At 60.7% G+C, this 23,965-nt stretch carries 26 protein-coding genes and 1 tRNA gene; 6 read left to right on the plus strand and 21 right to left on the minus strand.

All coding sequences use genetic code 11. The features are described 5' to 3' along the window. Nucleotides 1-289 precede the first annotated feature (289 nt). Nucleotides 290-371 (minus strand) — tRNA-Leu (locus MHY08_RS11105). A 123-nt stretch (nucleotides 372-494) separates the two neighbouring features. On the opposite strand from MHY08_RS11105, the gene MHY08_RS11110 reads away from it, so the two are divergent. Continuing rightward, a complete protein-coding gene (locus tag MHY08_RS11110; protein ID WP_204611410.1) occupies nucleotides 495-884 on the plus strand; it encodes a hypothetical protein in 390 nt (129 codons plus the stop codon). Nucleotides 885-886: 2 nt separating this feature from the next. Beyond that, on the plus strand, nucleotides 887-1,231 hold the full coding sequence (locus MHY08_RS11115; RefSeq protein WP_204611086.1) for a DUF3817 domain-containing protein: 345 nt from the start codon (nucleotides 887-889) through the stop codon (nucleotides 1,229-1,231). On the opposite strand, the gene rdgB is transcribed toward MHY08_RS11115, so the two are convergent. The 8 genes from rdgB to clpS all read right to left on the minus strand — a co-directional run bounded on the left by rdgB (nucleotide 1,228) and on the right by clpS (nucleotide 6,646). Beyond that, on the minus strand, nucleotides 1,228-1,836 hold the full coding sequence (gene rdgB, locus MHY08_RS11120; protein WP_239236704.1) for an RdgB/HAM1 family non-canonical purine NTP pyrophosphatase: 609 nt from the start codon (nucleotides 1,834-1,836) through the stop codon (nucleotides 1,228-1,230). The two genes, MHY08_RS11115 and rdgB, sit on opposite strands and share 4 nt — an antisense overlap. Next, nucleotides 1,830-2,558 carry a ribonuclease PH gene (gene rph, locus MHY08_RS11125; RefSeq protein ID WP_005323955.1) on the minus strand — a complete coding sequence of 243 codons (729 nt, stop codon included), beginning with the start codon at nucleotides 2,556-2,558 and terminating at the stop codon, nucleotides 1,830-1,832. The genes rdgB and rph overlap by 7 nt, the downstream gene beginning before the upstream one ends. Before the next feature lie 15 nt (nucleotides 2,559-2,573). Beyond that, the gene (locus MHY08_RS11130; protein WP_150850378.1) at nucleotides 2,574-3,335 is read right to left on the minus strand and encodes an MBL fold metallo-hydrolase; all 762 of its coding nucleotides are present in this window, start codon (nucleotides 3,333-3,335) and stop codon (nucleotides 2,574-2,576) included. Nucleotides 3,336-3,406: 71 nt separating this feature from the next. After that, entirely contained in the window at nucleotides 3,407-4,186 is a 780-nt protein-coding gene (gene murI, locus MHY08_RS11135; RefSeq protein WP_239236705.1) for a glutamate racemase, read from the minus strand. Continuing rightward, the gene (locus tag MHY08_RS11140) at nucleotides 4,186-4,839 is read right to left on the minus strand and encodes a rhomboid family intramembrane serine protease (RefSeq protein ID WP_204611082.1); all 654 of its coding nucleotides are present in this window, start codon (nucleotides 4,837-4,839) and stop codon (nucleotides 4,186-4,188) included. Before MHY08_RS11140 ends, murI begins: the two co-directional genes overlap by 1 nt. Before the next feature lie 13 nt (nucleotides 4,840-4,852). Continuing rightward, nucleotides 4,853-5,779 carry a P1 family peptidase gene (locus MHY08_RS11145; RefSeq protein WP_204611409.1) on the minus strand — a complete coding sequence of 309 codons (927 nt, stop codon included), beginning with the start codon at nucleotides 5,777-5,779 and terminating at the stop codon, nucleotides 4,853-4,855. Further along, the gene (locus MHY08_RS11150; RefSeq protein WP_005323949.1) at nucleotides 5,779-6,315 is read right to left on the minus strand and encodes a DUF2017 domain-containing protein; all 537 of its coding nucleotides are present in this window, start codon (nucleotides 6,313-6,315) and stop codon (nucleotides 5,779-5,781) included. The genes MHY08_RS11145 and MHY08_RS11150 overlap by 1 nt, the downstream gene beginning before the upstream one ends. A gap of 4 nt (nucleotides 6,316-6,319) precedes the next feature. After that, the gene (gene clpS, locus MHY08_RS11155; protein ID WP_005323948.1) at nucleotides 6,320-6,646 is read right to left on the minus strand and encodes an ATP-dependent Clp protease adapter ClpS; all 327 of its coding nucleotides are present in this window, start codon (nucleotides 6,644-6,646) and stop codon (nucleotides 6,320-6,322) included. A gap of 122 nt (nucleotides 6,647-6,768) precedes the next feature. Here clpS and MHY08_RS11160 point away from each other — a divergent pair, with 122 nt between their 5' ends. Together MHY08_RS11160 and MHY08_RS11165 are read left to right on the plus strand one after the other, a co-directional pair. Further along, on the plus strand, nucleotides 6,769-8,097 hold the full coding sequence (locus tag MHY08_RS11160) for a nicotinate phosphoribosyltransferase (protein ID WP_370658803.1): 1,329 nt from the start codon (nucleotides 6,769-6,771) through the stop codon (nucleotides 8,095-8,097). An 18-nt stretch (nucleotides 8,098-8,115) separates the two neighbouring features. Then, nucleotides 8,116-10,095 (plus strand): ATP-dependent DNA helicase, encoded by a 1,980-nt coding sequence (locus MHY08_RS11165; protein ID WP_239236706.1) that lies wholly within the window; start codon nucleotides 8,116-8,118, stop codon nucleotides 10,093-10,095. Here MHY08_RS11165 and MHY08_RS11170 read toward each other — a convergent pair. The 4 genes from MHY08_RS11170 to nrdF all read right to left on the minus strand — a co-directional run bounded on the left by MHY08_RS11170 (nucleotide 10,061) and on the right by nrdF (nucleotide 15,105). Then, on the minus strand, nucleotides 10,061-10,792 hold the full coding sequence (locus MHY08_RS11170) for an aminoacyl-tRNA hydrolase (protein WP_239236707.1): 732 nt from the start codon (nucleotides 10,790-10,792) through the stop codon (nucleotides 10,061-10,063). The two genes, MHY08_RS11165 and MHY08_RS11170, sit on opposite strands and share 35 nt — an antisense overlap. Then, nucleotides 10,785-11,975, minus strand: a complete 1,191-nt coding sequence (serB, locus tag MHY08_RS11175) for a phosphoserine phosphatase SerB (RefSeq protein ID WP_239236708.1) — start codon at nucleotides 11,973-11,975, stop codon at nucleotides 10,785-10,787. Before serB ends, MHY08_RS11170 begins: the two co-directional genes overlap by 8 nt. A 103-nt stretch (nucleotides 11,976-12,078) precedes the next feature. Further along, nucleotides 12,079-13,773: a cytochrome c oxidase subunit I gene (gene ctaD / locus MHY08_RS11180; RefSeq protein WP_179386926.1), complete on the minus strand. Its 1,695-nt coding sequence runs from the start codon at nucleotides 13,771-13,773 to the stop codon at nucleotides 12,079-12,081. Between the two features lie 342 nt (nucleotides 13,774-14,115). Continuing rightward, nucleotides 14,116-15,105: a class 1b ribonucleoside-diphosphate reductase subunit beta gene (gene nrdF, locus MHY08_RS11185; protein ID WP_005323941.1), complete on the minus strand. Its 990-nt coding sequence runs from the start codon at nucleotides 15,103-15,105 to the stop codon at nucleotides 14,116-14,118. A 146-nt stretch (nucleotides 15,106-15,251) separates the two neighbouring features. Between nrdF and MHY08_RS11190 the strand changes: the two genes are divergently transcribed. After that, nucleotides 15,252-15,947 carry a FadR/GntR family transcriptional regulator gene (locus tag MHY08_RS11190; RefSeq protein WP_239236709.1) on the plus strand — a complete coding sequence of 232 codons (696 nt, stop codon included), beginning with the start codon at nucleotides 15,252-15,254 and terminating at the stop codon, nucleotides 15,945-15,947. Between the two features lie 55 nt (nucleotides 15,948-16,002). Here the strand turns inward: MHY08_RS11190 and nrdE are convergent, their stop codons facing one another. From nrdE to MHY08_RS11220, 6 genes are all read right to left on the minus strand, one after another. Further along, on the minus strand, nucleotides 16,003-18,165 hold the full coding sequence (nrdE, locus tag MHY08_RS11195; protein WP_204611072.1) for a class 1b ribonucleoside-diphosphate reductase subunit alpha: 2,163 nt from the start codon (nucleotides 18,163-18,165) through the stop codon (nucleotides 16,003-16,005). Nucleotides 18,166-18,219: 54 nt separating this feature from the next. Beyond that, on the minus strand, nucleotides 18,220-18,651 hold the full coding sequence (nrdI, locus tag MHY08_RS11200) for a class Ib ribonucleoside-diphosphate reductase assembly flavoprotein NrdI (RefSeq protein ID WP_204611071.1): 432 nt from the start codon (nucleotides 18,649-18,651) through the stop codon (nucleotides 18,220-18,222). 23 nt (nucleotides 18,652-18,674) lie between these two features. Further along, on the minus strand, nucleotides 18,675-18,914 hold the full coding sequence (nrdH, locus tag MHY08_RS11205; RefSeq protein WP_204611069.1) for a glutaredoxin-like protein NrdH: 240 nt from the start codon (nucleotides 18,912-18,914) through the stop codon (nucleotides 18,675-18,677). Nucleotides 18,915-19,220: 306 nt separating this feature from the next. Beyond that, nucleotides 19,221-20,126, minus strand: a complete 906-nt coding sequence (locus MHY08_RS11210) for an alpha/beta fold hydrolase (protein ID WP_239229956.1) — start codon at nucleotides 20,124-20,126, stop codon at nucleotides 19,221-19,223. A 164-nt stretch (nucleotides 20,127-20,290) separates the two neighbouring features. Continuing rightward, nucleotides 20,291-20,413 carry a type B 50S ribosomal protein L36 gene (gene ykgO, locus MHY08_RS11215; protein WP_003847162.1) on the minus strand — a complete coding sequence of 41 codons (123 nt, stop codon included), beginning with the start codon at nucleotides 20,411-20,413 and terminating at the stop codon, nucleotides 20,291-20,293. A 120-nt stretch (nucleotides 20,414-20,533) separates the two neighbouring features. Beyond that, nucleotides 20,534-21,889: a sugar porter family MFS transporter gene (locus tag MHY08_RS11220; RefSeq protein ID WP_239236710.1), complete on the minus strand. Its 1,356-nt coding sequence runs from the start codon at nucleotides 21,887-21,889 to the stop codon at nucleotides 20,534-20,536. A 27-nt stretch (nucleotides 21,890-21,916) separates the two neighbouring features. Here MHY08_RS11220 and nadE point away from each other — a divergent pair, with 27 nt between their 5' ends. Continuing rightward, nucleotides 21,917-22,738, plus strand: a complete 822-nt coding sequence (gene nadE, locus MHY08_RS11225) for an ammonia-dependent NAD(+) synthetase (protein WP_239194566.1) — start codon at nucleotides 21,917-21,919, stop codon at nucleotides 22,736-22,738. Here nadE and MHY08_RS11230 read toward each other — a convergent pair. Both MHY08_RS11230 and MHY08_RS11235 read right to left on the minus strand, forming a co-directional pair. Continuing rightward, entirely contained in the window at nucleotides 22,735-23,460 is a 726-nt protein-coding gene (locus MHY08_RS11230; RefSeq protein WP_239236711.1) for a fructosamine kinase family protein, read from the minus strand. The genes nadE and MHY08_RS11230 overlap by 4 nt on opposite strands. Nucleotides 23,461-23,490: 30 nt before the next feature. After that, the gene (locus MHY08_RS11235) at nucleotides 23,491-23,859 is read right to left on the minus strand and encodes a DUF805 domain-containing protein (RefSeq protein WP_255710513.1); all 369 of its coding nucleotides are present in this window, start codon (nucleotides 23,857-23,859) and stop codon (nucleotides 23,491-23,493) included. Nucleotides 23,860-23,965: the final 106 nt, after the last annotated feature.

The following is a 23,965-nucleotide window of genomic DNA, read 5'->3' on the forward strand; positions in this document are numbered from 1 at the left end:
AAGCACAAACCCTAGCCAACCAGGAAAAACAAGCCACCAGCGGCCACGAAGACGGCCGACCAGCAACCTACGACAGTGCCATCGACACTGCCTACAACCACTCTATGGGAATACGCAAAGGTCATATACGCTAAACCCCACCAACACAAAATGTCGTTTAGCCCGACACGCCGCAAAACAACACATTCTGTCGTTTAGGCCGCTTTTTCATGATGACCATCTTAGGGCGACTATGCGGGCGGTGATATGCGAAAGCGCCGCCAGCTTCGAGAGCCAGCGGCGCCGATAGTGCGCCCGGTGAGACTTGAACTCACACGTCATAAGACACTAGAACCTAAATCTAGCGCGTCTGCCAATTCCGCCACGGGCGCGGGGGACTTGCCATAGTGTACACGGCACGCCGTCAATCCAGAAACCAGGGGTGTTCTGTTTTCCGGCCGCTGGTGGGTAGGGTGGAACGCGTGAGCACTCAAGAGGAAAAGAAGAACAAGCGCATGCAGGTGCGGTGGTGGCACATCCTCCTCATCGCGTTTTTCGTCGTGCTCTTCCTATTCCTGGCCTATTGGCAATGGACGCGCTTCCGCTCCGGCTCGGGCACCTTCCAAAACTTGGGCTATGCCTTCCAGTGGCCACTGTTCGCCGTGTTCGTGGTCTATGCCTATCGCACCACGCTGCGCTATGAAAACGAGCGCCTCGCGGCCGAGGAAGAAGCCCGCGACATGGATAGCACCGTCACTGAGGCCCCGGCTGAGTCTCCCGCACAGCCGCAGGCAGATACCAAAATCGATGAGGATTTCCTGCCCCAGCGGCCGCAGATAGATGTGGAAACGTTCAACGCCATGAATACCCCGCGCCGCCGGCGCGGCGAGAATGAAGAAAGCTGATTATGACCAATAAAGTTCACCCCGCCCGCCAGGCCCGCATCCGCGGACCTTTGAAGTTTTTCTCCATCGCGGCCACCGTGACCGGTGTCTTCCTGATTATCCTGGTCATCCGCATGGTCTGCCAGTACCTCATCGGCATGGAGATCCCAGAGTGGGCCACCTATATCGCGATCGTGCACGGCATCGCGTACATGACCTACCTGCTGTCCATCCTCATCCTCGGCCCGCGCGCGCTGTGGCCGGTGGGCAAGCTCTTTACCACCGCCCTTGCCGGCGTGGTGCCCTTCCTGTCCTTCTGGATGGAGCACAAGCGCCGCAAGGAGATTAAGGAGGAGTTCCAGCTTTAGGAACTACGAACCAGCTCCGCGATGGCGGGGACTAGTTGACTTAGAGCGCGGCCGCGATGCGAGACCGCGTTCTTTTCTTCTGGGGCCATCTCCGCGGCCGACCGGGACTCGCCTTCTGGCTGAAAGAGCGGGTCATAGCCAAAGCCGTTGTCCCCGCGCGGCTCGCGCAGGAAGCGGCCTTCCCAGCGGCCCTCGGCCACGTGCTCGGTGCCATCGGGAGTCACGAGCGCGCAGACGGAGACAAAGGCGGCGGCGCGGCGCTCATCGGGGACATCGGCCATCTGTGCCAAGACCAGGTCATTATTGGCCTGGTCATTGCCGTGCTGACCGGACCAGCGGGCGGAAAGCACGCCGGGCATGCCGTTGAGCTCTTCGATGGCCAGGCCGGAATCATCCGCGACGGTGGCAAAGCCGGTCGCGGCCGCGCCGGCGCGGGCCTTGATGAGCGCGTTATCGGCAAAGGTGCGGCCGTCTTCCACCGGCTCTGGGTAGGGCTCCACGGCGGATAGCGGGCGCAGCTCGACGCCCTCGATGCCGGCGTCGGCCAGGATGCGCTCCAGCTCCGCGAGCTTCTTCGGGTTATTGGACGCGACGAGAATTACCACCCCAGCGCCGCCTTCTGTGCGGCAATGAGCTCGCGGCAGCCCTTCTGGGCTACGTCTAGCATCTCGTTGAGCTCCTCGCGACCAAAGAGTCCGTGCTCGCCGGTGCCCTGGATTTCTACGAAGTCGCCGGATTCCTGCATCACCACGTTGAGGTCGACCTCGGCGCGGGAGTCTTCCTCATAAGGCAGGTCGAGGCAGATTTCGCCATCAATGATGCCAACCGAAACCGCGGCGATGGGATCGAGCAGCGGCTCGCCGGGGACGACGCCCTCGGCCTTGAGGTGTGCGATGGCGTCGGCAAGCGCAACATAGGCGCCGGTGATAGACGCAGTGCGGGTGCCGCCATCGGCCTGCAGGACGTCGCAATCGAGCTGGATGGTGTTCTCACCCAGCTCCTCCAAGTCCACCGCGGCGCGCAGGGAGCGGCCGACGAGGCGGGAAATCTCATGGGTGCGGCCCTTGACCTTGCCCTTCATGGATTCGCGCGGCATGCGGTCATGGGTGGCAGAAGGCAACATGGCGTACTCGGCGGTAAGCCAGCCTTCGCCCGAATCACGCTTGAAGCGCGGCACGCCATATTCCACAGATGCGGTGCACATGACGCGGGTATTGCCAAACTCCACCAGCACCGAGCCGGCCGGGTTGGTGGTGAAATTGCGGGTAATGCGGACGCTGCGCATCTGGTCGAGCGCGCGCCCATCGGCACGAGTAAATTCAGTCATGCCGTCCAGCGTATCTTAGAACTCCATCCCCGCGGCGCCGAGGACAATCTCGCCGTCGAATTCGGAGCGGGCGGCCTCCAAAGTAGCTTGCGCATCGCCCCACGGCTGAATGTGGATGAGCACCAGCTTGCCCACACCCGCCTCGCGCGCCGCCCTACCGGCTTCCGCGCCCGACATATGCATGTCCGGCGCCTTGCCCTCAGAGGTCTCGCCCCAGGCCGCCTCGCAGAGGAAGATGTCGGCACCACGGGCGGCTTCGACAAGCGCGGGCGTATACGAAGAGTCACCGGAATAGGTAATGGTCTGGCCCGTCTTCGTATGCTCCACGCGCAAGGCATAGGCCTCTACCGGGTGGTTTACCGGGAAGGGGGTGATATAGACATCGTCCACGAGCTGGCGCTCGCCCGGCTCCCAGGCACTAAAGGCGAAGGTATCGGACATGTCATCGATGCCATCGACCTCATCGGAGGACAGGCGGCCCAGGTGCGTGGGCGTAGCCTTCGGCCCGAAGCACATATTGCGCGAAGCCGCCGGCGCCGTGGGATGGAAGCGGCGCCACACCATCAGGGAAGGAAAATCCAGGCAGTGATCGGCATGCAAATGGCTAAAGGCCACGTGCGCATCACAAGGATCCTGCTGCTGTTCCAGCTGCGCCAAGGTGCCAGGGCCCATATCGAGGACGATGGACGGCGCATTATCGAAGGACAGCAAGTAGCCTGAGGCGGGATTCTGGGCGGTGGGGACGCTACCGGAGCAGCCTAGGATGGTCAGCTTCATGGGCTCAATAGTTCCATGAATTCGCCCCACATGCGTACTCAACGTGCAAACGGGGGAGAAATTGCACTTCCTTATGCAATCTGGGGGCCGAGAAAGCGCGTGGCAAGGCGGGCAAAGGCTTCCGGATCGCCGGTGGATTCAAAAGTGTGGACCGGCTGATTATCTGCGGGGGCCAACATCTCCGTTTCCGTGAGAATCCGCATCACGTCCTTAGTGGTCTCCTCCGAGGAGGTCACCAGCGAGACGTTATCGCCCATCGCCAGCTGGATAATGCCGGTCAATAGCGGATAGTGCGTGCAGCCCAAGACCAGCGTGTCTACCCCCTGCGCTTGCAACGGGGCCAGGTAGCCCTCGGCGACGCCGAGGATCTGGCGGCCGGCGGTAATGCCCCGCTCGACAAAGGGAACAAAATCCGGGCAGGCGGCGGCAAAGGCCTGCACCTTGGGGTTGAGTGCGAATAAGTCTTGGTAGGCGCCAGACTTGATGGTGCCTTCGGTGCCGATAACGCCGATTTTTCCATTGCGCGTGGTGGACATGGCACGGCGCACCGCGGGCCGGATGACCTCCACGATGGGGATATCGTAGCGCTCGCGCGCATCGTGCAAGAAGGCGGCGGTGGCGGTATTGCACGCGATGACCAGCATTTTGCAGCCGCGTTCCACCAGCCGATCGGCCACGTCTTGAGAAAAGGCGCGGACTTCAGAGATGGGCCGCGGGCCATAAGGGCTGTGGGCGGTATCGCCGGTATAGATGACGGATTCGTGCGGCAGCTGTTCCATCACCGCTCGGGCCACGGTGAGCCCGCCCACGCCGGAATCAAAGATGCCGATGGGAGAGGTCGCAGTTGGCATTAGCGCTTCACTGCCTTAACCGGGTCGTCCGAGGTAATGGTCATACCGGCGAGGATTCCGCCGATGGCACCGAAGAGGTGGCCCTGCCAGCTCACGCCCTCGTAGACGGGCAACACGCCCCATACCAAGCCGGAGTAGGCGAAGCCGAGCACGATGCCCAAGATGGTCTGGATGAGCGAGCGGTTAAAAATTCCGCGCACAATCAGATATGCCAGCCAGCCATAGACCAAGCTGGAAGCACCGATATGGGAGGTACCGGGGCCGCCGATAAACCAGGTTCCAAGACCCGCGACCAGCGTGGTGATCAGCGTGACCTCCCACCAGGCCTTGCGGCCGGACAGACCGATGAGGAAGCAGAAGATGGCGCCGGGCACCGAGTTGGACATCAAGTGCTCAAAGTTGGCGTGGAGCAGCGGGGCGGTGACAATGCCCCAGATGCCATTGAAATCCAGCGGGCGAATGCCGTAGTTAGAAAGCTGGCCACCAAACAGGAAGGCGTTGATGATGTGGACCGCCCATTCCACCACGAGAAAGCCAATGGCTATAGAAAAGCCGGTGGTGATGCGGCCACTGCGGGTGTAGTTCTTGGAATCGCCGCGATTGACCTGGCCCGTGGGCGCCGGCTGGTAGTTAGATGTTCCACCTAAAGTCATAATGCGCCTTATCTTAGTCCAGCAGATCGCGGTACGCGCTCAAGCCCAGGCCGGGATCGGCGGCGGTGACCGCGTTGACGATGGCTTCTTCCACGGCGTCGGCGGCCGCGGCGCACAGCTGGGTTATCACCTGCGTGCTCAGTTCGGCCGGGCGCTCGGCAGTGGACAAGGCGAAAATCGTGTCCCCATCCAGCGGCGAATGCGCAGGGCGTACAGCGCGGGCGATGCCGTCGTGGGCAGTCATGGCCAGGCGCTGGGCTTGGGCGGTGGTAACGGGGGCGTCGGTAAGCACGGCGCCAATGGTGGTATTGAGCTTGGACTCCGCTGGGTGCGGCAAGGCGCGGTAGGCGGCAGCATTGACCGGGGTGCGCCCCGGCGCGCCGTACAGCCGGCCGGACTGCGGCTCGATGACCTCGCCCACGGGGTTGGCAACCATCGCGGCGCTGACCTCGTAGTCACCCACCCGGCGCGTGGCCAGCCCGAAGCCGCCGCGCAGTTTGCCAGCAGTAGCACCCACGCCGGCTCCCACCGACCCCATGGATTCGTCGCTGCCCGTGAATGCGGCTCGCAGCGCGGCTGCGCCTTCCTCCGGACCGGGACGGGAAGGCCCGACCAGCAGATCAAAAATCACGGCGCCGGGAACGATAGGCACGCGCGGCCCAGGCTTGTCCTCCCCGAAGACGGGAAAGCCGATCCCTTGCTCTGCCAGCTCATTCATCACGCCGTCGGCAGCGGCCAAGCCAAAGGCGGAGCCGCCTGCTAACACCACGGCGTGGACGCGCTCGACCGTATTATGCGGCTGTAAAAGGTCCGTTTCGCGGGTGCCTGGGCCGCCGCCGCGCACATCGACGCTGCCGAGCGCTCCGCCCGGCCCGCAGTAGAGCACTGTGACTCCGGTATCGGTGCCGCTATAGTGCCCGATGCTCATGCCGTCCGGCATTAGTCCATCAACACCTGCAGCAGCGAATCCTGGCAAAAAGCCAGCCACTCCACGAGGCTATCGCGGTCAGACATCAGGTTGTCATCGGCCACATCGCCCGCCGCGACAAAGAGGCGGAGGTCGTTGAGGCCAGCGACGAAGGCCTGGGCCTCTTGTTCGTTGATGGTGACCTCTACCCCACCGGTAGGTCCGAGGGCAGAGCCAATCACCTGCAGGTTTTCCAGCTTGGCGCGCGCAATGTCGTTTTCATGCAGGGAACGCAGCAATGATGCATCGCCTTCATATTCCTCATCGCCGGGCATTTCAAAGTCCGGGAAGAGGCGCGCCAGCGAGGGGTCATCCGGGGCCTCGGTGTGGCCGGTGGGCATGTCCAGCATTTCCGCCAGCTCATCCTTGGGCGCGGACTGGGCGCGCTTAATGATCGCCTCAGAGACGGTGGCGGTGAGATCGCCCAGTACTTCGCGCTCCATTGGTTCGAATACGGCCGTGATCTTCGGCGCGCGCATGAGGGACTTCTTTTTCTTCCACGGTTGCATCTATTTAACCTGCCTGCTGCATCGTTGCCCACAGACCGGCGATCTGGAGCTTTTTCACGTCCGCTTCAATTTTGTCGCGCTCGCCGCTGGACACGGCGGCCTTGCCTTCGGTGTGGACCTGCATCATGAGTTCATTGGCCCGCTTCTTGTCATAGCCCAATACGGTTTGGAATACATAGGACACGTAACTCATCAGGTTGACGGGGTCATCCCACACGATGCACATCCACGGCAGGTTTTCGCTCGTGGCTACGTCTACGTCGAGTTCTTCATCCAATTCGGGCGTAGCCATGGGAGAGCTCATCCGGACTACAGGAAATTGCGCCTTCATGCCTTCTAGCCTAACCACATTTGGGTATTTATTGTGGGTCCGCGCAATCTGGCTTCAAACATTCCGGCGCCAAAGAATCTAAACCCCTGAAAACCACCTAGTCAGTGGGTATTATCACTCCCGTGAATGACAAAGCTATCCCTAATGATCGCTCTACTGCACTGCTCACGGATAAATATGAGCTAACGATGCTCCAGGCCGCGCTGCGCGATGGCTCGGCAAGCCGCCAGGTCACCTGCGAGGTATTCAGCCGCCGCCTGTCCAATGAGCGCCGCTATGGCGTAGTTGCCGGCACCGAACGCGTCCTGCGCGCAGTGGAGGATTTCCGCTTTTCGGCCAATCAGTTAGCGGAGATGGACTTCCTGGATGAGCAGACTAAGGAGTACCTGCGCCACTACCGCTTTTCCGGGCAGATTGACGGTTACCGCGAGGGTGAGCTTTATTTCCCCAACTCCCCCATCCTGACGGTGCGCGGCACCTTTGGGGAATGCTTGGTTCTTGAGACCGTCATCTTGTCCATCATGAACGCCGATTCCGCGGTGGCTTCGGCCGCCTCCCGCATGGTCACGGCGGCCGACGGCCGCCCCATTATCGAGATGGGCTCGCGCCGCACCCACGAGTATGCGGCGGTAACCTCCGCCCGCGCGGCCTACCTGGCCGGCTTCAATGCCACCTCCAACTTGGAGGCGGGCTACCGCTACGGCATTCCGGTCTCCGGCACTGCCGCCCACTCCTGGACCTTGGCGCATACCAACCCGGATGGTACCCCGAATGAAGAGGCCGCCTTTCGCTCCCAGATCGACACCCTTGGCGTAGACACCACGCTTTTGGTCGATACCTATGACATCACCAAGGGCGTCGAGACCGCAGTGAAGGTAGGTGGACCGAAGCTCGGCGGCGTTCGCATCGATTCCGGTGACCTGGGTGCGGTTACCCGCCGCGTGCGCAAGCAGCTGGATGATTTGGGCAATCACAACACCAATATCGTGGTATCTTCCGACCTTGACGAGTTCGCCATCGCCGGCCTGCGCGGCGATCCGGTAGACGTCTACGGCGTCGGCACGTCCGTAGTAACCGGCTCCGGTGCGCCCACCGCGGGCATGGTCTACAAGGTCGTAGAGGTAGACGGCATCCCAGTGGCGAAGCGCTCTTCCTCCAAGCAATCCGTCGGCGGTGCCAAGCGGGCGCTGCGCACCTACCGCTCCTCCGGCGTCGCCGTAGAGGAAATCGTCTATCCCTTTGAGGCACCAGCGCCGGATACCGGCCAGCTCGATACCCGCGAGATGACCATTCCCCTCATGCGCGATGGCCACATCGTCGACGGGCTGCCTGATCTGCATGCCTCGCGCGAGTATTTGGATCAGGCCCGCAAGACCCTGCCATGGGAAGGCCTGGCGCTCTCCCGCGATGAAGCGGCCGTGCCCACGCGGATGGTGGGCTTTAAAAAGTAGGTCGCTAGACTGTGTGGGGTGAGTGAGCACGCAGATGAGCCCCTAAACCTCGACACGGAAACGCTGCTGGGAAAGGCCGTTGATGCGCTGGGCGGCAGCCGGCGCGAAGGCCAGGTGCGCATGGCCACGGCCGTCTCGGCCGCGCTCGAAAAGGAGCGCCACCTAGCTGTGCAGGCCGGTACCGGTACCGGTAAATCCCTGGCCTACTTGGTCCCGGCTATCCGGCATGCGATGAACTCGGGGTCCACCGTCATCGTCTCCACCGCGACCCTAGCCTTGCAGCGCCAGCTGGTGGAGCGCGATCTGCCGCGGCTTACTAAGGCCCTCGCCCCTGTGATGGAGCGTACGCCCACCTTCGCCATCATGAAGGGCCGCAATAACTACCTGTGCATGAATAAGATTGCGGCTACCCCGGATGACCCGGAAGCTCTTATCGACGAATCCGAGATCTCCCACCGCGGCAAAGCCGTGCGCCGCATCCACGAGTGGGCGCAGGAAACCGACACCGGTGACCGCGATGACCTAGAGCCTGGCGTACCGGACTTGGTATGGCGGGCGGTATCGGTCACCTCCAACGAGTGCTTGGGCGCGTCGCGCTGCCCGCACGGGCCGGATTGCTTTGCGGAAGAGGCTCGCAGGGCGGCTGCCGACGTCGACATCGTGGTCACCAACCACGCCATGCTCGCCATCGACGCGGTTTCTGAGGCAAATATCTTGCCGGAGCACGACGTCGCCATTATCGATGAGGCTCATGAGCTCGACGGCCGCATCACCTCTGTATCCACCGCGGAGATTACTACCCGCGCCATCAAGATGGCCGCCAACCGCGCGAAGTCGCTGGGCAATGCCGGTAGCCTCTCGGACTTGGCCGAGGAATTTGATGACCTGATGAAAATCCAAGAGCCCGGCCGTTGGACCGACTTGGATGAAACTTCCCAGGGCCACCTGCGCGCGCTTGCCGACGAATTCCTGCGCGTTAAGTCCCTCATTTCTCGCGCACCAGAAGGCGAAGCGACCGACGACCCAGAGAAAAACGCCGAGCGCCAAAACTTGAGCAACCACCTCTCCGACCTCGCGCAGGCCGTGGCGCGCATGCTGGAGGTTTTCGCCACCGATGACCCGGCCAAGCAAGACGACGTCGTCTGGCTCGAGCGCGATCCGCGCAGCGACGCCGAGACCCTCGCCGTGGCGCCCCTCTCCATCGCCCACATGCTACGCGAGAACCTCTTTGGGGAGCAGACGGTGGTGCTGACCTCGGCCACCCTCGCCCTCGGCGGCCGCTTCGATGCCATGGCCGCGCAGTGGGGCATGCCGAGCGGCACCTACGACACCTTGGATGCGGGCACGCCCTTCGACCCAGCCAAATCCGGCATCCTGTATACCGCCAAGCACCTGCCCGCGCCGGGCCGCGATGGCCTGCCCAAAGAAACCATCGATGAGATCTACGAGCTCATTATGGCCGCCGGCGGGCGCACGCTTGGTCTGTTCTCCTCCCGCCGCGCCGCGGAAGAGGCGGCCACCGCCCTCAAGCCGCGCATCCCCTTTGACCTCTTCGTACAAGGCGAGGATTCCATCGGCGCGCTGGTAGAGAAATTCTCTCAGAAGGAAAACTCCTGCCTCTTCGGCACGCTTACCCTGTGGCAAGGCGTGGACGTGCCGGGGCCGGCCTGTTCGCTGGTCATCATCGACCGCATTCCGTTTCCTCGGCCGGATGATCCCCTGATGCAGGCGCGCGCCCAGGCGGCCGATGCTGCGGGCCGCTCCGGGTTTATGGAGGTCTCCGCCAACCACGCCGCCTTGCTCATGGCACAGGGCGCAGGCCGCCTGCTGCGCCACGTAACCGACCGCGGCGTGGTGGCCGTGCTCGATAACCGCTTAGAATATAAGCGCTACGGCAGCTTCCTCAAGGCCTCCATGCCAAGCTTTTGGCAGACCACCGACGCGGATACGGTGCGCGGCGCGCTTAAGCGATTGGTCGCCGCAGGGCGCACACGGTAGCCGAGTCCGGAGCAATCTCCGTAAACCCGGCGTCCACGATCACCACGGCGCCGTCCTGCGCGCAGGCCGTGCGAAAATCTTCGCCGGGCACCTCGCGCACCGAAAGCTCAAAACCCGTGTCGGCCCAGGCACGAGCCTCCTCCACCGACATCGCCGCGGCGAGCATCATCGAACCGTGGCCCACCTGCGCTGCGGCCTTGCCGGCAGACATATCGAGACTGCGGTCGACGTAGATGACGGGGGCGTCGCCAAGCGGGGCTCCCGGCTCATCATAGGCAAGGTCAGTGTGACCGATCTGCAGCTTGCCGATGAGCGGATCCACCTCCCCCACGGCCGAAGGCGCGAAGGCCCGGGCACGGTCCGCCACAGTCACGCCCGGCAGGCTCTGCACATCGCGCCAGGCCTTATTGCGCGCCCGGCGGGCGATTTTGCGGATGCGGTGGCCATACCACTGTCCCAGGGCGTGGGCGAAGGCCCCGTCCTCCCCCGCGCGCTCGTCCAAGCACACGGCCACAACGGCGCTGGCGGCCGCCTCCAGCACCTCCGTGCGCGCCGGCGGCTCCTGCTTTGGCAGGTTAAGCACAATCTGCATCGCTTGGATGGTGGCGGGCTCGTCGGGGTTTTCTGGGTCATCGCGCCACGAACGCGAATCACATGCCTCCACCAAACGCTGGTGGGCTACTTCAAACTTATCCACGAACAACCTCCTCGGCCGGAATTCCCAAAATCTGTAGTACCTCATCCAACCGCCGGTGATTTACCGAGGTATCCGCCACCTCTTGCAGCGCCGGCTTAGCGTTAAAGGCGATGCCCAGCCCCGCGGCGGTAATCATATCGATGTCATTGGCGCCATCGCCCACGGCGACCGTCTGGCGCATGCTCACGCCGGAATCCGCGGCGAACTCCCGCAGGATTTCCTCCTTGGCCTTGCGGTCAACCACCTTGCCGGTTACGCGGCCGGTGAGCTTGCCATCGGCGATCTCCAAGGTATTGGCGCGGACGTAATCTAAGTGCATTTCTGCGGCTAGGCCCTCTAGAACTTGGATGAACCCACCGGAGACCACAGCGGTGCGATAACCGATGTGGTTGAGCGTGGCAATGGTCTCGCGGGCACCGGGGGTCAGCTGAATCTCGCGGGCTACCTCATCAATGATGGAAGCATCCAGGCCGGCCAGAACGGCCACGCGCTCGCGTAGGGACTCCTCAAAATCCAACTCGCCGCGCATAGCCCGGGCCGTAATGGCGGCAACCTCTTCCTCTTTGCCGGCGTGCGCGGCTAGCATCTCGATGACCTCGCCTTGGATGACGGTGCTATCGCAGTCGAAGCAGACGAGGCGTTTGGAGCGTCGGCCCAGACCCGCAGGTTCAATGGCAATGTCGATGCCAATCTGCTGTGCCAGCTCTGCCAGCGCCTGGCGCACAGGTGCCGCGGAACCATCGAGGGACAAGAACAGCTCCAGCCCAGTCAGCGGAGAGGTGGAAAGCCCGCGGATGCGATCGATATTGGCATCGAAGTTAGCCAATACGCGGGCGACCTCCTCTACGTGGTGGGCGGTTACTTCCGTTCCCATGAGGACCACCGCATGCGTGGAGCGAGCTCGCGCGCTAGATTCCTCCTCCCGCACGTCCACGGATACCTGTTGCCCGTAGATGCTCAAGGTATTGCGCAACCCCTGTGCAATCTGATCGGCGCGCGTACGGGGAATGCGGGTATGGGCAGCAAGGGTGATGCGGCCGGAAAAGATGGCCTGTTCGACGTCGACAAGCGCGGCGTTATAAGACGCTAACACGCGGAAGAAGGCCGCCGACACCCCAGGCTTGTCCGGCCCGGTGGTGGTAATAACGGCATAGGTATCAGCTTGGGTACTCACGCCGCCCATTATCGCACGTAGGGCAAACAAGATACGCCAAAGCCGCCTCCCACGGCCCTTGGCGGGCTGGGAGGCGGCTTAAGTCAGGAGTGCTTTAGCGAGTTATATCGCTTTAGTGGCTACCCACGTGTGCTTCTTCGCGCATGCGCTGAACCATGTGCGGGTAGTGCAGCTCGAAGGCCGGACGCTCGGAGCGGATACGCGGCAGCGACACGAAGTTGTGGCGCGGCGGCGGGCAGGAGGTTGCCCACTCGAGGGAGTTGCCGTAGCCCCATGGGTCATCCACGGTGACGATCTCGCCGTAGCGCCAGGACTTGAATACGTTCCAGACCAGCGGGATAACGGAAGCGCCGAGGACGAAGGAGAAGATGGTGGAAATCTGGTTGAAGACCGTGAAGCCATCGGACTCCAGGTAGTCAGCGTAACGACGCGGCATACCCATGTTGCCGACCCAGTGCTGAACCAGGAAGGTGCCGTGGAAGCCGATGAAGGTCAGCCAGAAGTGAATCTTGCCCAGACGCTCGTCCAGCATGCGGCCGGTCATCTTCGGGAACCAGAAGTACAGGCCGGCGAAGGCGGAGAACACAACCGTACCGAACAGGGTGTAGTGGAAGTGTGCAATCAAGAAGTAGGACTCAGCCAGGTGGAAGTCCAGTGCCGGGGATGCCAGCATAACGCCGGTCATGCCGCCGAAGAGGAAGGTTGCCATGAAGCCCATGGCGAAGATCATCGGGGTATCCCAAGTGATGTGGCCCTTCCACATGGTGCCGACCCAGTTGAAGAACTTAACGCCGGTTGGAACCGCAATCAGGAACGTCATGAAGGAGAAGAATGGCAGCAGGATAGCGCCGGTGACGAACATGTGGTGTGCCCACACAGCCATGGACAGGGAGCCGATGGCCAGCAGTGCGAAGACCAGGCCGATGTAGCCGAAGACCGGCTTGCGGGAGAAGACCGGAACGACCTCAGACACAACGCCGAAGAACGGCAGCGCGAGGACGTAAACCTCAGGGTGGCCGAAGAACCAGAACAGGTGCTGCCACAGGATGCCGCCACCATTAGCGGAATCGTAGATGTGGCCGCCCAGCTTGCGGTCATACAGAACGCCCAGTGCCGCAGCGGTCAGCAGCGGGAAGATCATCAGCACGATGGCGGACGCGGTAAACACAGCCCAGCTGAAGACCGGTAGACGGAACATCGTCATGCCCGGTGCGCGCAGGGTCAGGATGGTCGTAATCATGTTGACAGCGGAGGCAATGGTACCGACACCGGTAGCGCCCACGCCGACGATCCACATATCAGCGCCGATGCCCGGGGTGTGGACACCATCAGCCAGCGGCATGTACATGGTCCAGCCGAAGTCAGCCGCACCACCTGGGGTAACGAAGCCCAGCAGCATCACGGTGCCGCCCAGCAGGGTAACCCAGAAGCCGAAGGCGTTCAGACGCGGGAAGGCCACGTCCGGCGCACCAATCTGCAGCGGCAGGATGTAGTTACCAAAGCCCCACACGACTGGGGTCGCAAACAGCAGCAGCATCACGGTGCCGTGCATGGTGAACAGCTGATTGAACTGCTCATTGGACAAGAACTGGAGACCCGGGGTGAACAGCTCCGCGCGGATCAACAGTGCCATAAAGCCACCGAGGAAGAAGAAGCTGAAGGACATGATCAAGTACATGATGCCCAGCTGCTTGTGGTCGGTGGTGGTTAGAAATACCCAAGCCTTTGAACCGGTCTTCGCATTACCGGTTGGCTCTGGACGTGTGGGGGCGACGTAATCGTCGACCCGTGGCGCCACAGCGGTCATAAAATCCTCCTGAATAACAAAGTGTCTGTGGACAGACTCCACCTACACCTAGGTTTACTCGCCTTATATTAGGCCATTTTCCCCTGTTCTTTCCAGCTTCCCCCAATACTTCGCCACAAGGACAAGCCTCACCACTGACCACATCTGCCACATTGCCCCTGCACGTGGCGCAGCCACTATTTCCGTCGTCGGTTTTCGCCAAAGATACAGCGTGCTATATGTCACAGCCGCGCCGAATTGTGCAGGCCCAAAACGTAAAAACACACCCCCGCTCGTTATCAACCTTTCGGTTGAGTTCGAGCAGAAGGTGTGCCGCTAGACCACGCTGATCAGCGGGAATGCTTAGAAGTCCCAGTCATCATCCGTGGTGTCCTCAGCCTTGCCGATGACATAGGACGAACCCGAACCAGAGAAGAAGTCATGGTTCTCGTCGGCGTTCGGCGACAACGAGGACAAGATAGCCGGGGAAACGCGGGTCTCATCGGCCGGGAAGAGCCCCTCGAAGCCCAAGTTATTCAGTGCCTTATTGGCGTTATAGCGCAGGAAGCGCTTAACGTCCTCGGTCCAGCCCAGGTCATCGTAGAGATCCTCGGTGTAGTCGATCTCATTGTCATAGAGGTCATAGACCAAGTCGAAGGTGTATTCCTTCAGCTCCGCCTGGTGCTCTTCATCCAGCTGCTTATACGCCTGCTGGAACTTATAGCCAATGTAGTAGCCATGCACAGCCTCATCTCGGATGATCAGGCGGATGATATCGGCGGTGTTGGTGAGCTTCGCGCGGGAGGAGAAGTACATCGGCAGGTAGAAGCCGGAGTAGAACAGGAAGGACTCCAGCAGCGTGGAGGCCACCTTCTTCTTCAGCGGATCATCGCCCTTGTAGTAGGACAAGATGATCTTTGCCTTCTTCTGCAGGTTCTCGTTCTCTTCGGACCAGCGGAAGGCATCGTTGATCATCGGCGTGGACGCCAGGGTCATAAAGATATTGGAATAGGACTTGGCGTGCACAGACTCCATGAAGGCGATATTGGTGTAGACCGCTTCCTCATGCAGAGTCTGGGAATCCGGAAGGAGGGAAATCGCACCCACTGTGCCCTGGATGGTATCCAGCAGCGTCAGGCCGGTAAAGACCCGCATGGTGGTTTCCTTTTCCTTCTCCGTCAGCGTCTTCCAGCTGGGCAGGTCATTGGAGACGGGGACCTTTTCTGGCAGCCAGAAATTACCGGTGAGGCGATCCCAAACCTCGAGGTCCTTTTCATCCGGGATGCTATTCCAGTTAATGGCCTTAACTGGCTTTTCATGACTAGAAACGTAGTCATCGTACTCGTGCGACACGCGGCGTCACTCCAATACATAATACGGACACTTTTAGCTCCCCAGCATACCCAATTCGCCCGCCCTCTAGATCATTGTGGTGGATGCCTCATGCCTATACTGATCCCAGCTATACCGAGTGCCCGCACAGAGAGGATTCACCCACCATGAGCGCCACCCCTCCCCTACTCGGCTCCGTGGTGGACCAACTCGGCGCGGATATAGTAAGCGGAGACCTCGCGGAGGGCGAGCGGTTCCGGCTGGGGGACGTCGAAAAGCGCTTTGGCATCTCCCGCACCGTAGCCCGCGAGGCCATGCGCGCCCTGGAGCACCTCGGAATGGTCAGCTCTGGGCGCCGCGTGGGAATCACGGTGCTGCCGATGGAAAAGTGGGCGGTCTATGACCCGGCGGTCATTGGCTGGCGCTTAGACAACGATAAAACGCGCGGGCAGCAAGTGGCCCGACTCAACGAGCTGCGGCTTGGCATCGAACCGGTGGCCGCGCGTCTGGCTGCAGGCAATGCCACCGCCCAGCAGCGGGCTGAATTGCTGGGCCTCGCCGCGCGCTTGGCCGAGCTGGAATCCACCCCGTCTCCGCGCGTAGGCGAAGAATTAGAAACCGATCTGCGCTTCCACACCCTCATCCTGCGGGCCTCTGGAAATGAAATGCTGGCCGCGCTCGCCCCTTCCCTAGTAGCGATGCTCAAGGGCAAGTCCGTCTTTGGCTCCCGCAAGCGCGACCCCATCGGCGGCACCACACAGCTGCACATGGAACTGGCACGCGCCATTGATGCCGGGCTTGCCGACGCCGCCGAAGAAACCTCCCGCACCATCCTCGACCGCACCCGGGCAGAAAACGGCTAAGCGTCTCGCTGCACGTCCTTCCCCACGACGTGCAGCGAGGCGCTTTACCTGCGGTTTAGAGCATGCAGGATACGCAGCCCTCGACCTCGGTGCCCTCCAGCGCCATCTGGCGCAGGCGGATGTAGTACAAGGTCTTAATGCCCTTACGCCACGCATAAATCTGCGCGCGGTTGACATCGCGGGTGGTCGCGGTGTCCTTGAAGAAGAGCGTGAGCGATAGGCCCTGGTCCACATACTTGGTGGCTACGGCATAAGTATCAACGATCTTCTCGTAGCCAATCTCATAGGAGTCCTTGAAGTACTCCAGGTTGTCATTATCCATGTGCGGCGCCGGGTAGTAGACGCGGCCGATCTTGCCCTCCTTGCGGATCTCAATCTTGGAGGCAATCGGGTGGATGGACGAGGTGGAGTTATTGATATAGGAAATCGAGCCCGTCGGCGGCACCGCCTGCAGGTTGCGGTTGTACAGGCCATGCTTGGCCACATCCTGCTTCAAGTCCTCCCAGTCCTGGGCGGACGGGGTGTGGATCGAAGAGGCGTCGAAAAGCTCCTGCACCTTCTTGGTCTTCGGCTTGAACTCTTCCGGATCGTAGCGGTCGAAGAATTCGCCGGAGGCATACTCGGACTGCGGGAACTCCGTGAAGTACTCGCCGCGCTCGCGGGCAATCTTATTGGAAGCGCGCAGCGCCGCATACAGCACGGCCGCAAAGTAGGCATTGGTGAAGTCCAAGCCCTCTTCCGAGCCATACTCGATGTGCTCGCGGCCCAAGTAACCGTGCAGGTTCATCTGGCCCAAGCCGATGGCGTGGGACTCGTCATTACCACGGCGCACGGACGGAACGGAATCGATGGAGGTCTTATCCGCCACTGCGGTCAGGCCGCGGATGGCGGTTTCCACCGTATTGGCGAAGTCCGGCGAATCCATGGTCATTGCGATATTCAGGGAACCCAAGTTGCAGGAAATATCGCTGCCCAGCTCCTCATAAGTCAGGTCCGCGTTGAATTCGGAAGCGGAGTTGACCTGCAGGATTTCCGAGCACAGGTTGGACATGTTGATCCACGAGGTCTTCACCGGATTCGCGCGGTTTACGGTGTCCTCGAACATGATGTACGGGTAACCGGACTCGAACTGCAGCTCGGCCACGGTCTGGAAGAAGTGGCGGGCATTGATCTTCTTCTTGCGGATGCGTGGGTCTTCCACCATCTCCTCATAGTGCTCGGTGACGGAGATGTCACCGAAGGCCTTGCCATAGACGCGCTCGACGTCATACGGCGAGAAGAGGTACATATCATCATTGCGCTTAGCCAGCTCAAAGGTGATATCCGGCACGACAATGCCCAGCGAGAGGGTCTTAATGCGGATCTTCTCATCCGCATTCTCGCGCTTGGTATCCAGGAAGTTCATGATGTCCGGGTGGTGCGCGTTGAGGTAGACCGCACCGGCACCCTGGCGGGCACCGAGCTGATTGGCGTAGGAGAAGGAATCCTCCAGCAGCTTCATCACGGGGATGACACCGGAAGACTGGTTTTCAATGTGCTTAATCGGCGCCCCGGACTCGCGGATATTAGATAGCAGCAAGGCCACGCCGCCGCCACGCTTGGAAAGCTGCAGCGCGGAGTTGATGGAGCGGCCGATGGACTCCATATTATCCTCGATGCGCAGCAGGAAGCAGGAAACGAGCTCGCCGCGCTGGGCCTTGCCGGCGTTGAGGAAGGTCGGGGTAGCCGGCTGGAAGCGGCCGGTCATGATCTCGTCTACGAGGTGCTCGGCCAAGCCTGCGTCGCCGTCCGCCAGGAACAGGGCGGTCATGGACACGCGGTCCTCAAAGCGCTCGAGGTAGCGGCGGCCATCAAAGGTCTTCAGCGTGTAGCTGGTGTAGTACTTATACGCGCCCAGGAAGGACTTGAAGCGGAACTTATAGGAATAAGCACGCTTGAATAGCTCCTTAATAAAGGAGAACTCATACTGCTCGATGACCTGCGGGTCGTAGTACTTGTTATTAATCAGGTAATCGATCTTTTCTTCCAGATCATGGAAGTAGACCGTGTTTTGATTAACGTGCTGCAGGAAGAATTGGTTAGCGGCCTCGCGGTCTTTATCAAACTGAATCTTGCCGTTTGCATCGTAGAGATTCAGCATCGCGTTCAGAGCGTGGTAATCCAACTGCTCTTCTGGCTTCACTGGCTCGGCGACGGTCTTCCCCAATTGCGTACTCACAGCTGACAAGGCCTTTCTTAAAAATCAGGATCTTTAATTAAGTCGTAGTGGGCGCTAGGCCGCAGCCTCGAGCCCAAGCTCGGCGGCGTTAGCCAATAAGCCTTCACGACAAATTTTTATATCGTCTTCGTTTCCCAGCAACTCGAAACGATATACATAGGGCACTTTACATTTGGCGCTGATGACGTCACCAGCCTTGCCAAAGTCGGCGCCGAAGTTGCTATTGCCACCCGCGATTACCGCGCGAATGAAACTGCGGTTGTGCTCATCGTTGAGGAACTTAATTACCTGCGTGGGCACGGGCCGGGAGTTCTGGTGGCTAATGGACGCACCCCCGCCGTAGGTGGGGCACACCAAAACATAGGGTTCGTTGACCTTGAGGGGCTCGTCCGTGCGGCGCAGCGGGATGCGCGCGCTAGGAAAGCCCAGTTTCTGCACGAACCGGTGCGTATTTTCCGTCGCGGAGGAAAAATACACGACCAACATCGCTACTGGCCTCCCCTATTCTCTTAAGCAGAGGCCGCTACGGAAGCCAAGCCCTTGATACGGTCAGGGCGGAAACCAGACCAGTGCTCGCCATTAGCCTCAACCACTGGGGCCTGAACGTAGCCCAGTGCCATAACGTAATCGCGGGCCTCTTCATCGGCCGAGATATCGACGAGGTCATACTCAAGGCCGGCACGGTCGAGGGCCTTCTTGGTGGCATTGCACTGGACGCATGCTGGCTTGGTGTAAACGGTGATAGACATATAGATCCTTAAAGCTCCTGCATTGAAAAATTCGTCAGAGCGGGGCGCGTTTTCCCGCCTATGCGGGCGCTTCCTGCGCCGCTCTGAGCAACATCAACGACACTATACTTTGGGGGAAATGCCCGCAACTAACACAATATGTAGTAGTTACAGCCGTGGTATTCCCAGGATGGCACACCCCCAGGCCCCACATGTTGTCCACACCTACGAACAGTCATGAAACTACACCAATGGTATTCCTGCAGGTTTACCTGGAGTTCACCATTTTGTGTGCCAAAGTTCACATTTTAGGGCTGGTACGTCACCTTAAGAGCCGACTACCGAAGGCTCGCCAGAGGCACAGGTCGCCGGGTCCGGACCCTCCCCAGGGGCGCGCTTTAGCCCAAAAATGACCTGACTCAACACCGTCGGGTCGGTCGGCAGCTTGTCGTGCCGAGGAGCCACGCCACAGACTTCGCTTAAGTCAAGGTTGACCACATCGGCGCCGTCGCCAAGCGCCAGCTGCGAAGAGCTATTCGGAGTCACCGTCGTATCCCCCGGCGAGTAAATGGAGGTATAAAGCACGCCTGGCGCGGTATCTGGCAGCGCATTGAGCCGTTTAATAAACTCCGACCCCACCACTTGCTGAATGCCGGCCGTACTTGCCACAAAAGCGGCGAGGTGCGGCGCAAAGGCAATGATTTTAGAGAGCGCCTCCCCCTGCCCGTTAAGCGTGGTGCCGTGGAAGTTGCCGCCCAGCGCTACCGCATGGGAGACGTGATCCGCGCCATTGTGCATCTGGGTATAGGTCTTGATGTGCATGCCACCCTGGGAATGGCCCACCAAGTTCACCTTGTCCGACCCAGTGACCTCGCGGACATAGTCCACCTGATCCGCAATTTCCGCGGCCGAATCATCCAGGTCCGCGATGGCTTTGACGCTTGGAATCATATTCTGCAAGGTCACATCATCGGCGCCGTAATCAAAGGCCCACACGCACGCCCCCTGATCTTGCAAGAGGTGGACCAAGTTTCCCCACACGGAAGCATTATTCGAGGTTCCATGCAGCAACACAACGGGCTCAGTGATGTCCCCTGAAGGCACGCAGGACGGGTCATTGATGCCAAAGGATTCCGGCGCAGAGGATTCCCACTGTGGCTCTGCAGCATGCGCCACTGGGGCGGACAATCCGAGGGCGGCGGCAGTGAGCGCGGCAACGATTCGCTGGGACATAATTCTTCTTTCTCACGGCATGGATAGACAAATTAATTATATTCATACATTTGTCTTTATGTTCACTTGGATTTAAAAGAATTTATCCTTTGTGCCGGAGCTCACGCATAAAAAAATCCGCCCCACTCCGGAAGCCGGAGGGAGCGGATGGAATCGCGTCTCAATTAGCCCTGACGAGCCTTGAAACGGGGATCCTTCTTGTTGATCACGAAGACCTTACCGTGGCGGCGAATAACCTGGGCGCCCGGCTTCTTCTTCAGCGACCGAAGGGACTTACGGACCTTCATCGGGCGCTCCTTTCGTTATGCGCAATCTACATGCGGTTGAATAAGTAAAGCACGGACTGGGAATCCCCAGCCATGACACGAGGAAAAATGTTACCTCACACGGCCGTCAATACCAAAACACTAAGGCTTCACGGGTGCGGACTCGCGCTCGTAGCGCGACTTCATTTCCTCGCCTACCTCATCCAGGCTACGTCCCATAGTCTCTGGAACCAAAACCTTGGTGTAGCCGATGGCGATGAGGCCGAAGACTCCGAAGACGATAAACGCCACCGGGCCGGTCAGCCACTCCACTAGCGGCAGGAAGTACTGCGCCACGGCCCAGTTGGTGGCCCATAGCGAGAGCCCCGCAATGCCCATGCCTAGGCCGCGCACCTGCAGTGGCACCAGCTCGGAGATGAGTAGCCAGGTAGTGGGCGACACTGCCGCCTGCTGAAAGGCGATAAACAGCGCCATGAATACCAACGAGACCATCGCCATGGCGGTGGAGTCCTGCGCGTGGGAATAGGCAAAGGAGAGGATAAACAGCGAGACCACATTGCCAGTCAGGCCGATCAGCAACAATCGCTTTCGCCCAATGCGGTCCACGACCTTCAGCCCCACCCAGCAGGCCAGCACGGATACCGTGCCGATAACGATGGAGGTATAAACCGAGTTAGCCGTGGATATCCCCACCTGGTTCATCATGGTCGGCGCGAAGTACACGATGGCGTTGACGCCGGTAATCTGCTGCGTCAGCCCCATCAACATGGCAAGCAGCACCGTAATTTGCATCCAGCGATTGGCCTTCAGCGCCTTCCATTCGGATCCGCTGGACTTGCGCGCAGTGTCCTGCGAGGTCAGCTCCGAAATATCCATCCCGGCGCGCCCGGCAATCTCTTGGGCGCGGGGCATTTTCCCGTTAGTGGCCAGCCATACCGGCGTCTCTGGCAGGAAAGCCATTCCGAGCGCCAGCGCTAGGCCTGGAACGGCGGCCAGGCCCAGCATCCACTCCCAGCTACCGGTAGAGGCCAGCACGGAGTTGACCAGGTAGGCCATCAACTGACCCACCACAATCGCGAGGGTATTGAGCGAGACCATGCGCCCGCGCACCTTGGCGGGCACGATCTCCGCGATGTACATGGGAGACACGATGGACACTGCACCCACGGCAAAGCCCAAAAAGGTGCGCGCCGTGGCCAGCATCCCCACCGAGCCGGAAAGCGCACACCAGATGGAGCCCACCACGAAAATAATGCCGCCTGCAATCAGCGTGAAACGGCGCCCATACCTATCGGCGATGCGCCCGGCCGTCAGCGCCCCTACTGCAGCACCCACGAGCAGCATCGAGGTCACCCAGCCCTCTTGGTGCGCGCTCATGTCGAATGCGGGGCTAATAAAAAGCAAGGCACCGGACATCACGCCGGTGTCGTATCCAAATAGCAGCCCGCCCAGGGCCGCTATTCCAGCTACTACCTTGACATAAACTTCCTTATTCACAGCACAATATTGTGTCAGGCGGCTACCATGAACGTCATGTCGAACGATGCCGAAAACCTGCAGCAAACCATCATAAAAGCCCTGGGTGTGCGCCCCTTTATCGATCCAGAAGCGGAAGTGCAGCGCCGCGTGGATTTCCTGGTTGAATACCTGCGCGCCACCGGCGCTAAAGGCTACGTGCTGGGGATCTCTGGCGGCCAAGATTCCACCTTGGCGGGAAAGCTTGCGCAGCTGGCGGTGGAGCGCGTCGACGGCGCGGAGTTTTGGGCCGTGCGCCTGCCCCACGGCGTGCAGGCCGATGAGGACGATGCCCAGATTGCTCTGGATTTCATCCAGCCCGATCACCGCCCCACCGTCGATATCAAGCCGGCCACCTTGGCCCTCGACGAGCAGGTGGCGGATGCGCTGCAGCTTGCCGACGTCACCGATTTCAACCGCGGCAATACCAAAGCCCGCCTGCGCATGACCGCCCAATACGCCATCGCCGGCGAGGTCGGCGCGCTAGTCATCGGCACCGACCATGCGGCGGAAAACGTCACCGCCTTCTTTACCAAGTGGGGCGATGGCGCGGCGGATCTCCTCCCCTTGGCCGGCCTCAATAAGCGCCAAGGCGCCGCCCTCCTAGAGCACCTTGGTGCCCCGCGCTCTACCTGGGAGAAGGTTCCCACCGCGGACTTGGAGGACGATAAGCCCCAGCTTCCCGACGAAGAAGCCCTCGGCGTCACCTACGCCCACATCGATGACTACCTGGAGGGCAAAGCGGTTCCCGACGCCGCCCGCGAGCGCATCGAAACCTTATGGCGCCGCGGCGCCCACAAACGCATCATGCCGCAGGGGCCGAATCTTTAGCCCAGCGCCTCCAAGGTTGCGGCAGCCGCGCGCTCCAGCGGCCGGTTATAGCTGGCGCCGTGCGTCAGCGCATGCACCGCCAACGGGTGTAGCTGGTGCATGGGAATCCACTTCTCAATGTCCTTCGGCGCACCATATCCCCGGAAAATCTCCTCGAGGTACGGTGCCCCGAAAAGCGCCAACATCCCCAAATCCGTATGCGGGTGCCCACCATGGGCGGCGGGGTCAATCATGATGCCGCCGTCGGGCCCAAAAAGCAGGTTTCCCGCCCACAAATCGCCGTGGATTCGGGCCGGCACCACATCCCAACTGCGCGCGGCGATGGCGTCGCAGGCACGCCTTACCAGGTCCAACTGCGCTGCACTTATCCCCGCCAGTTCTGCGAAGGGCAGCACTCGCTGTTCAACATAGAACTCGCCCCAATTTTTTGTCGGGATGCAGTCTTGCTCGATACTGCCGATGAAGTTCTTGCCTTCCCACCCGGTGGGAGGCGCGCCAAACGCTTCGGCTCCCCCACGGTGCATGCGCGCCAGCTCCGCACCAAATGTCCGCGCGGCCTCCGGCGTAGGCATGACCTCGTCCACGCGCGCGGTAACGATTTCTAGCCCGTCGGCGCTCACGACGTCGACCACCGCGTCGGTGGCCTCCCCGAGCCACCGCAATCCGGCAGCCTCGGCACCTGCTTGATCTCTGTCGCGTACTCGCTTTGAAAAAGTCTGCATGCCGCCCAGCCTAATCAGGCAAGGAAATTTTTAAAGCGCCGCGCGGTCCCGCGTGGGCAGGGCCATCATAAAGAGCAACGCGATTCCACCGAACACGGGAATGAAACCAATCAGGCATAACAACCCCGTCCGCCCGGAATCGTGCAGCCGCCGGCACATCAAGGAAACGACTGGAATCACAAGAACCGCCTCGGCAATAGCCTCAATATCCACGCCAAAGTGCCGATCGATAATGCCGATTGCCACAGAAATCAGCACGAGGAAGCCGAAGACCCACCAAAACTCACTCATGGACGCCCGGCCACGAAAATTGAAGTACTTTACAAAGAACCTGCCTAGCGCCTGTACAGGCGACGCCCCATAGAGCGCGTCGCGTGTAAAGAATGGGGTTGCCCGCAAATCGTGGACACGTAGTGGAGCTACCTAGTGGTTAGGCAGCTATTTCTTTTCTGCTGGTGGTTAGACCAATGTGGTTCTCGAAGTCGACGGGGCTTACCATACCGAG

This window comes from Corynebacterium sp. ACRPJ, assembly GCF_022347345.1.
GTDB classification, from domain to species: Bacteria; Actinomycetota; Actinomycetes; order Mycobacteriales; family Mycobacteriaceae; genus Corynebacterium; species Corynebacterium tuberculostearicum_D.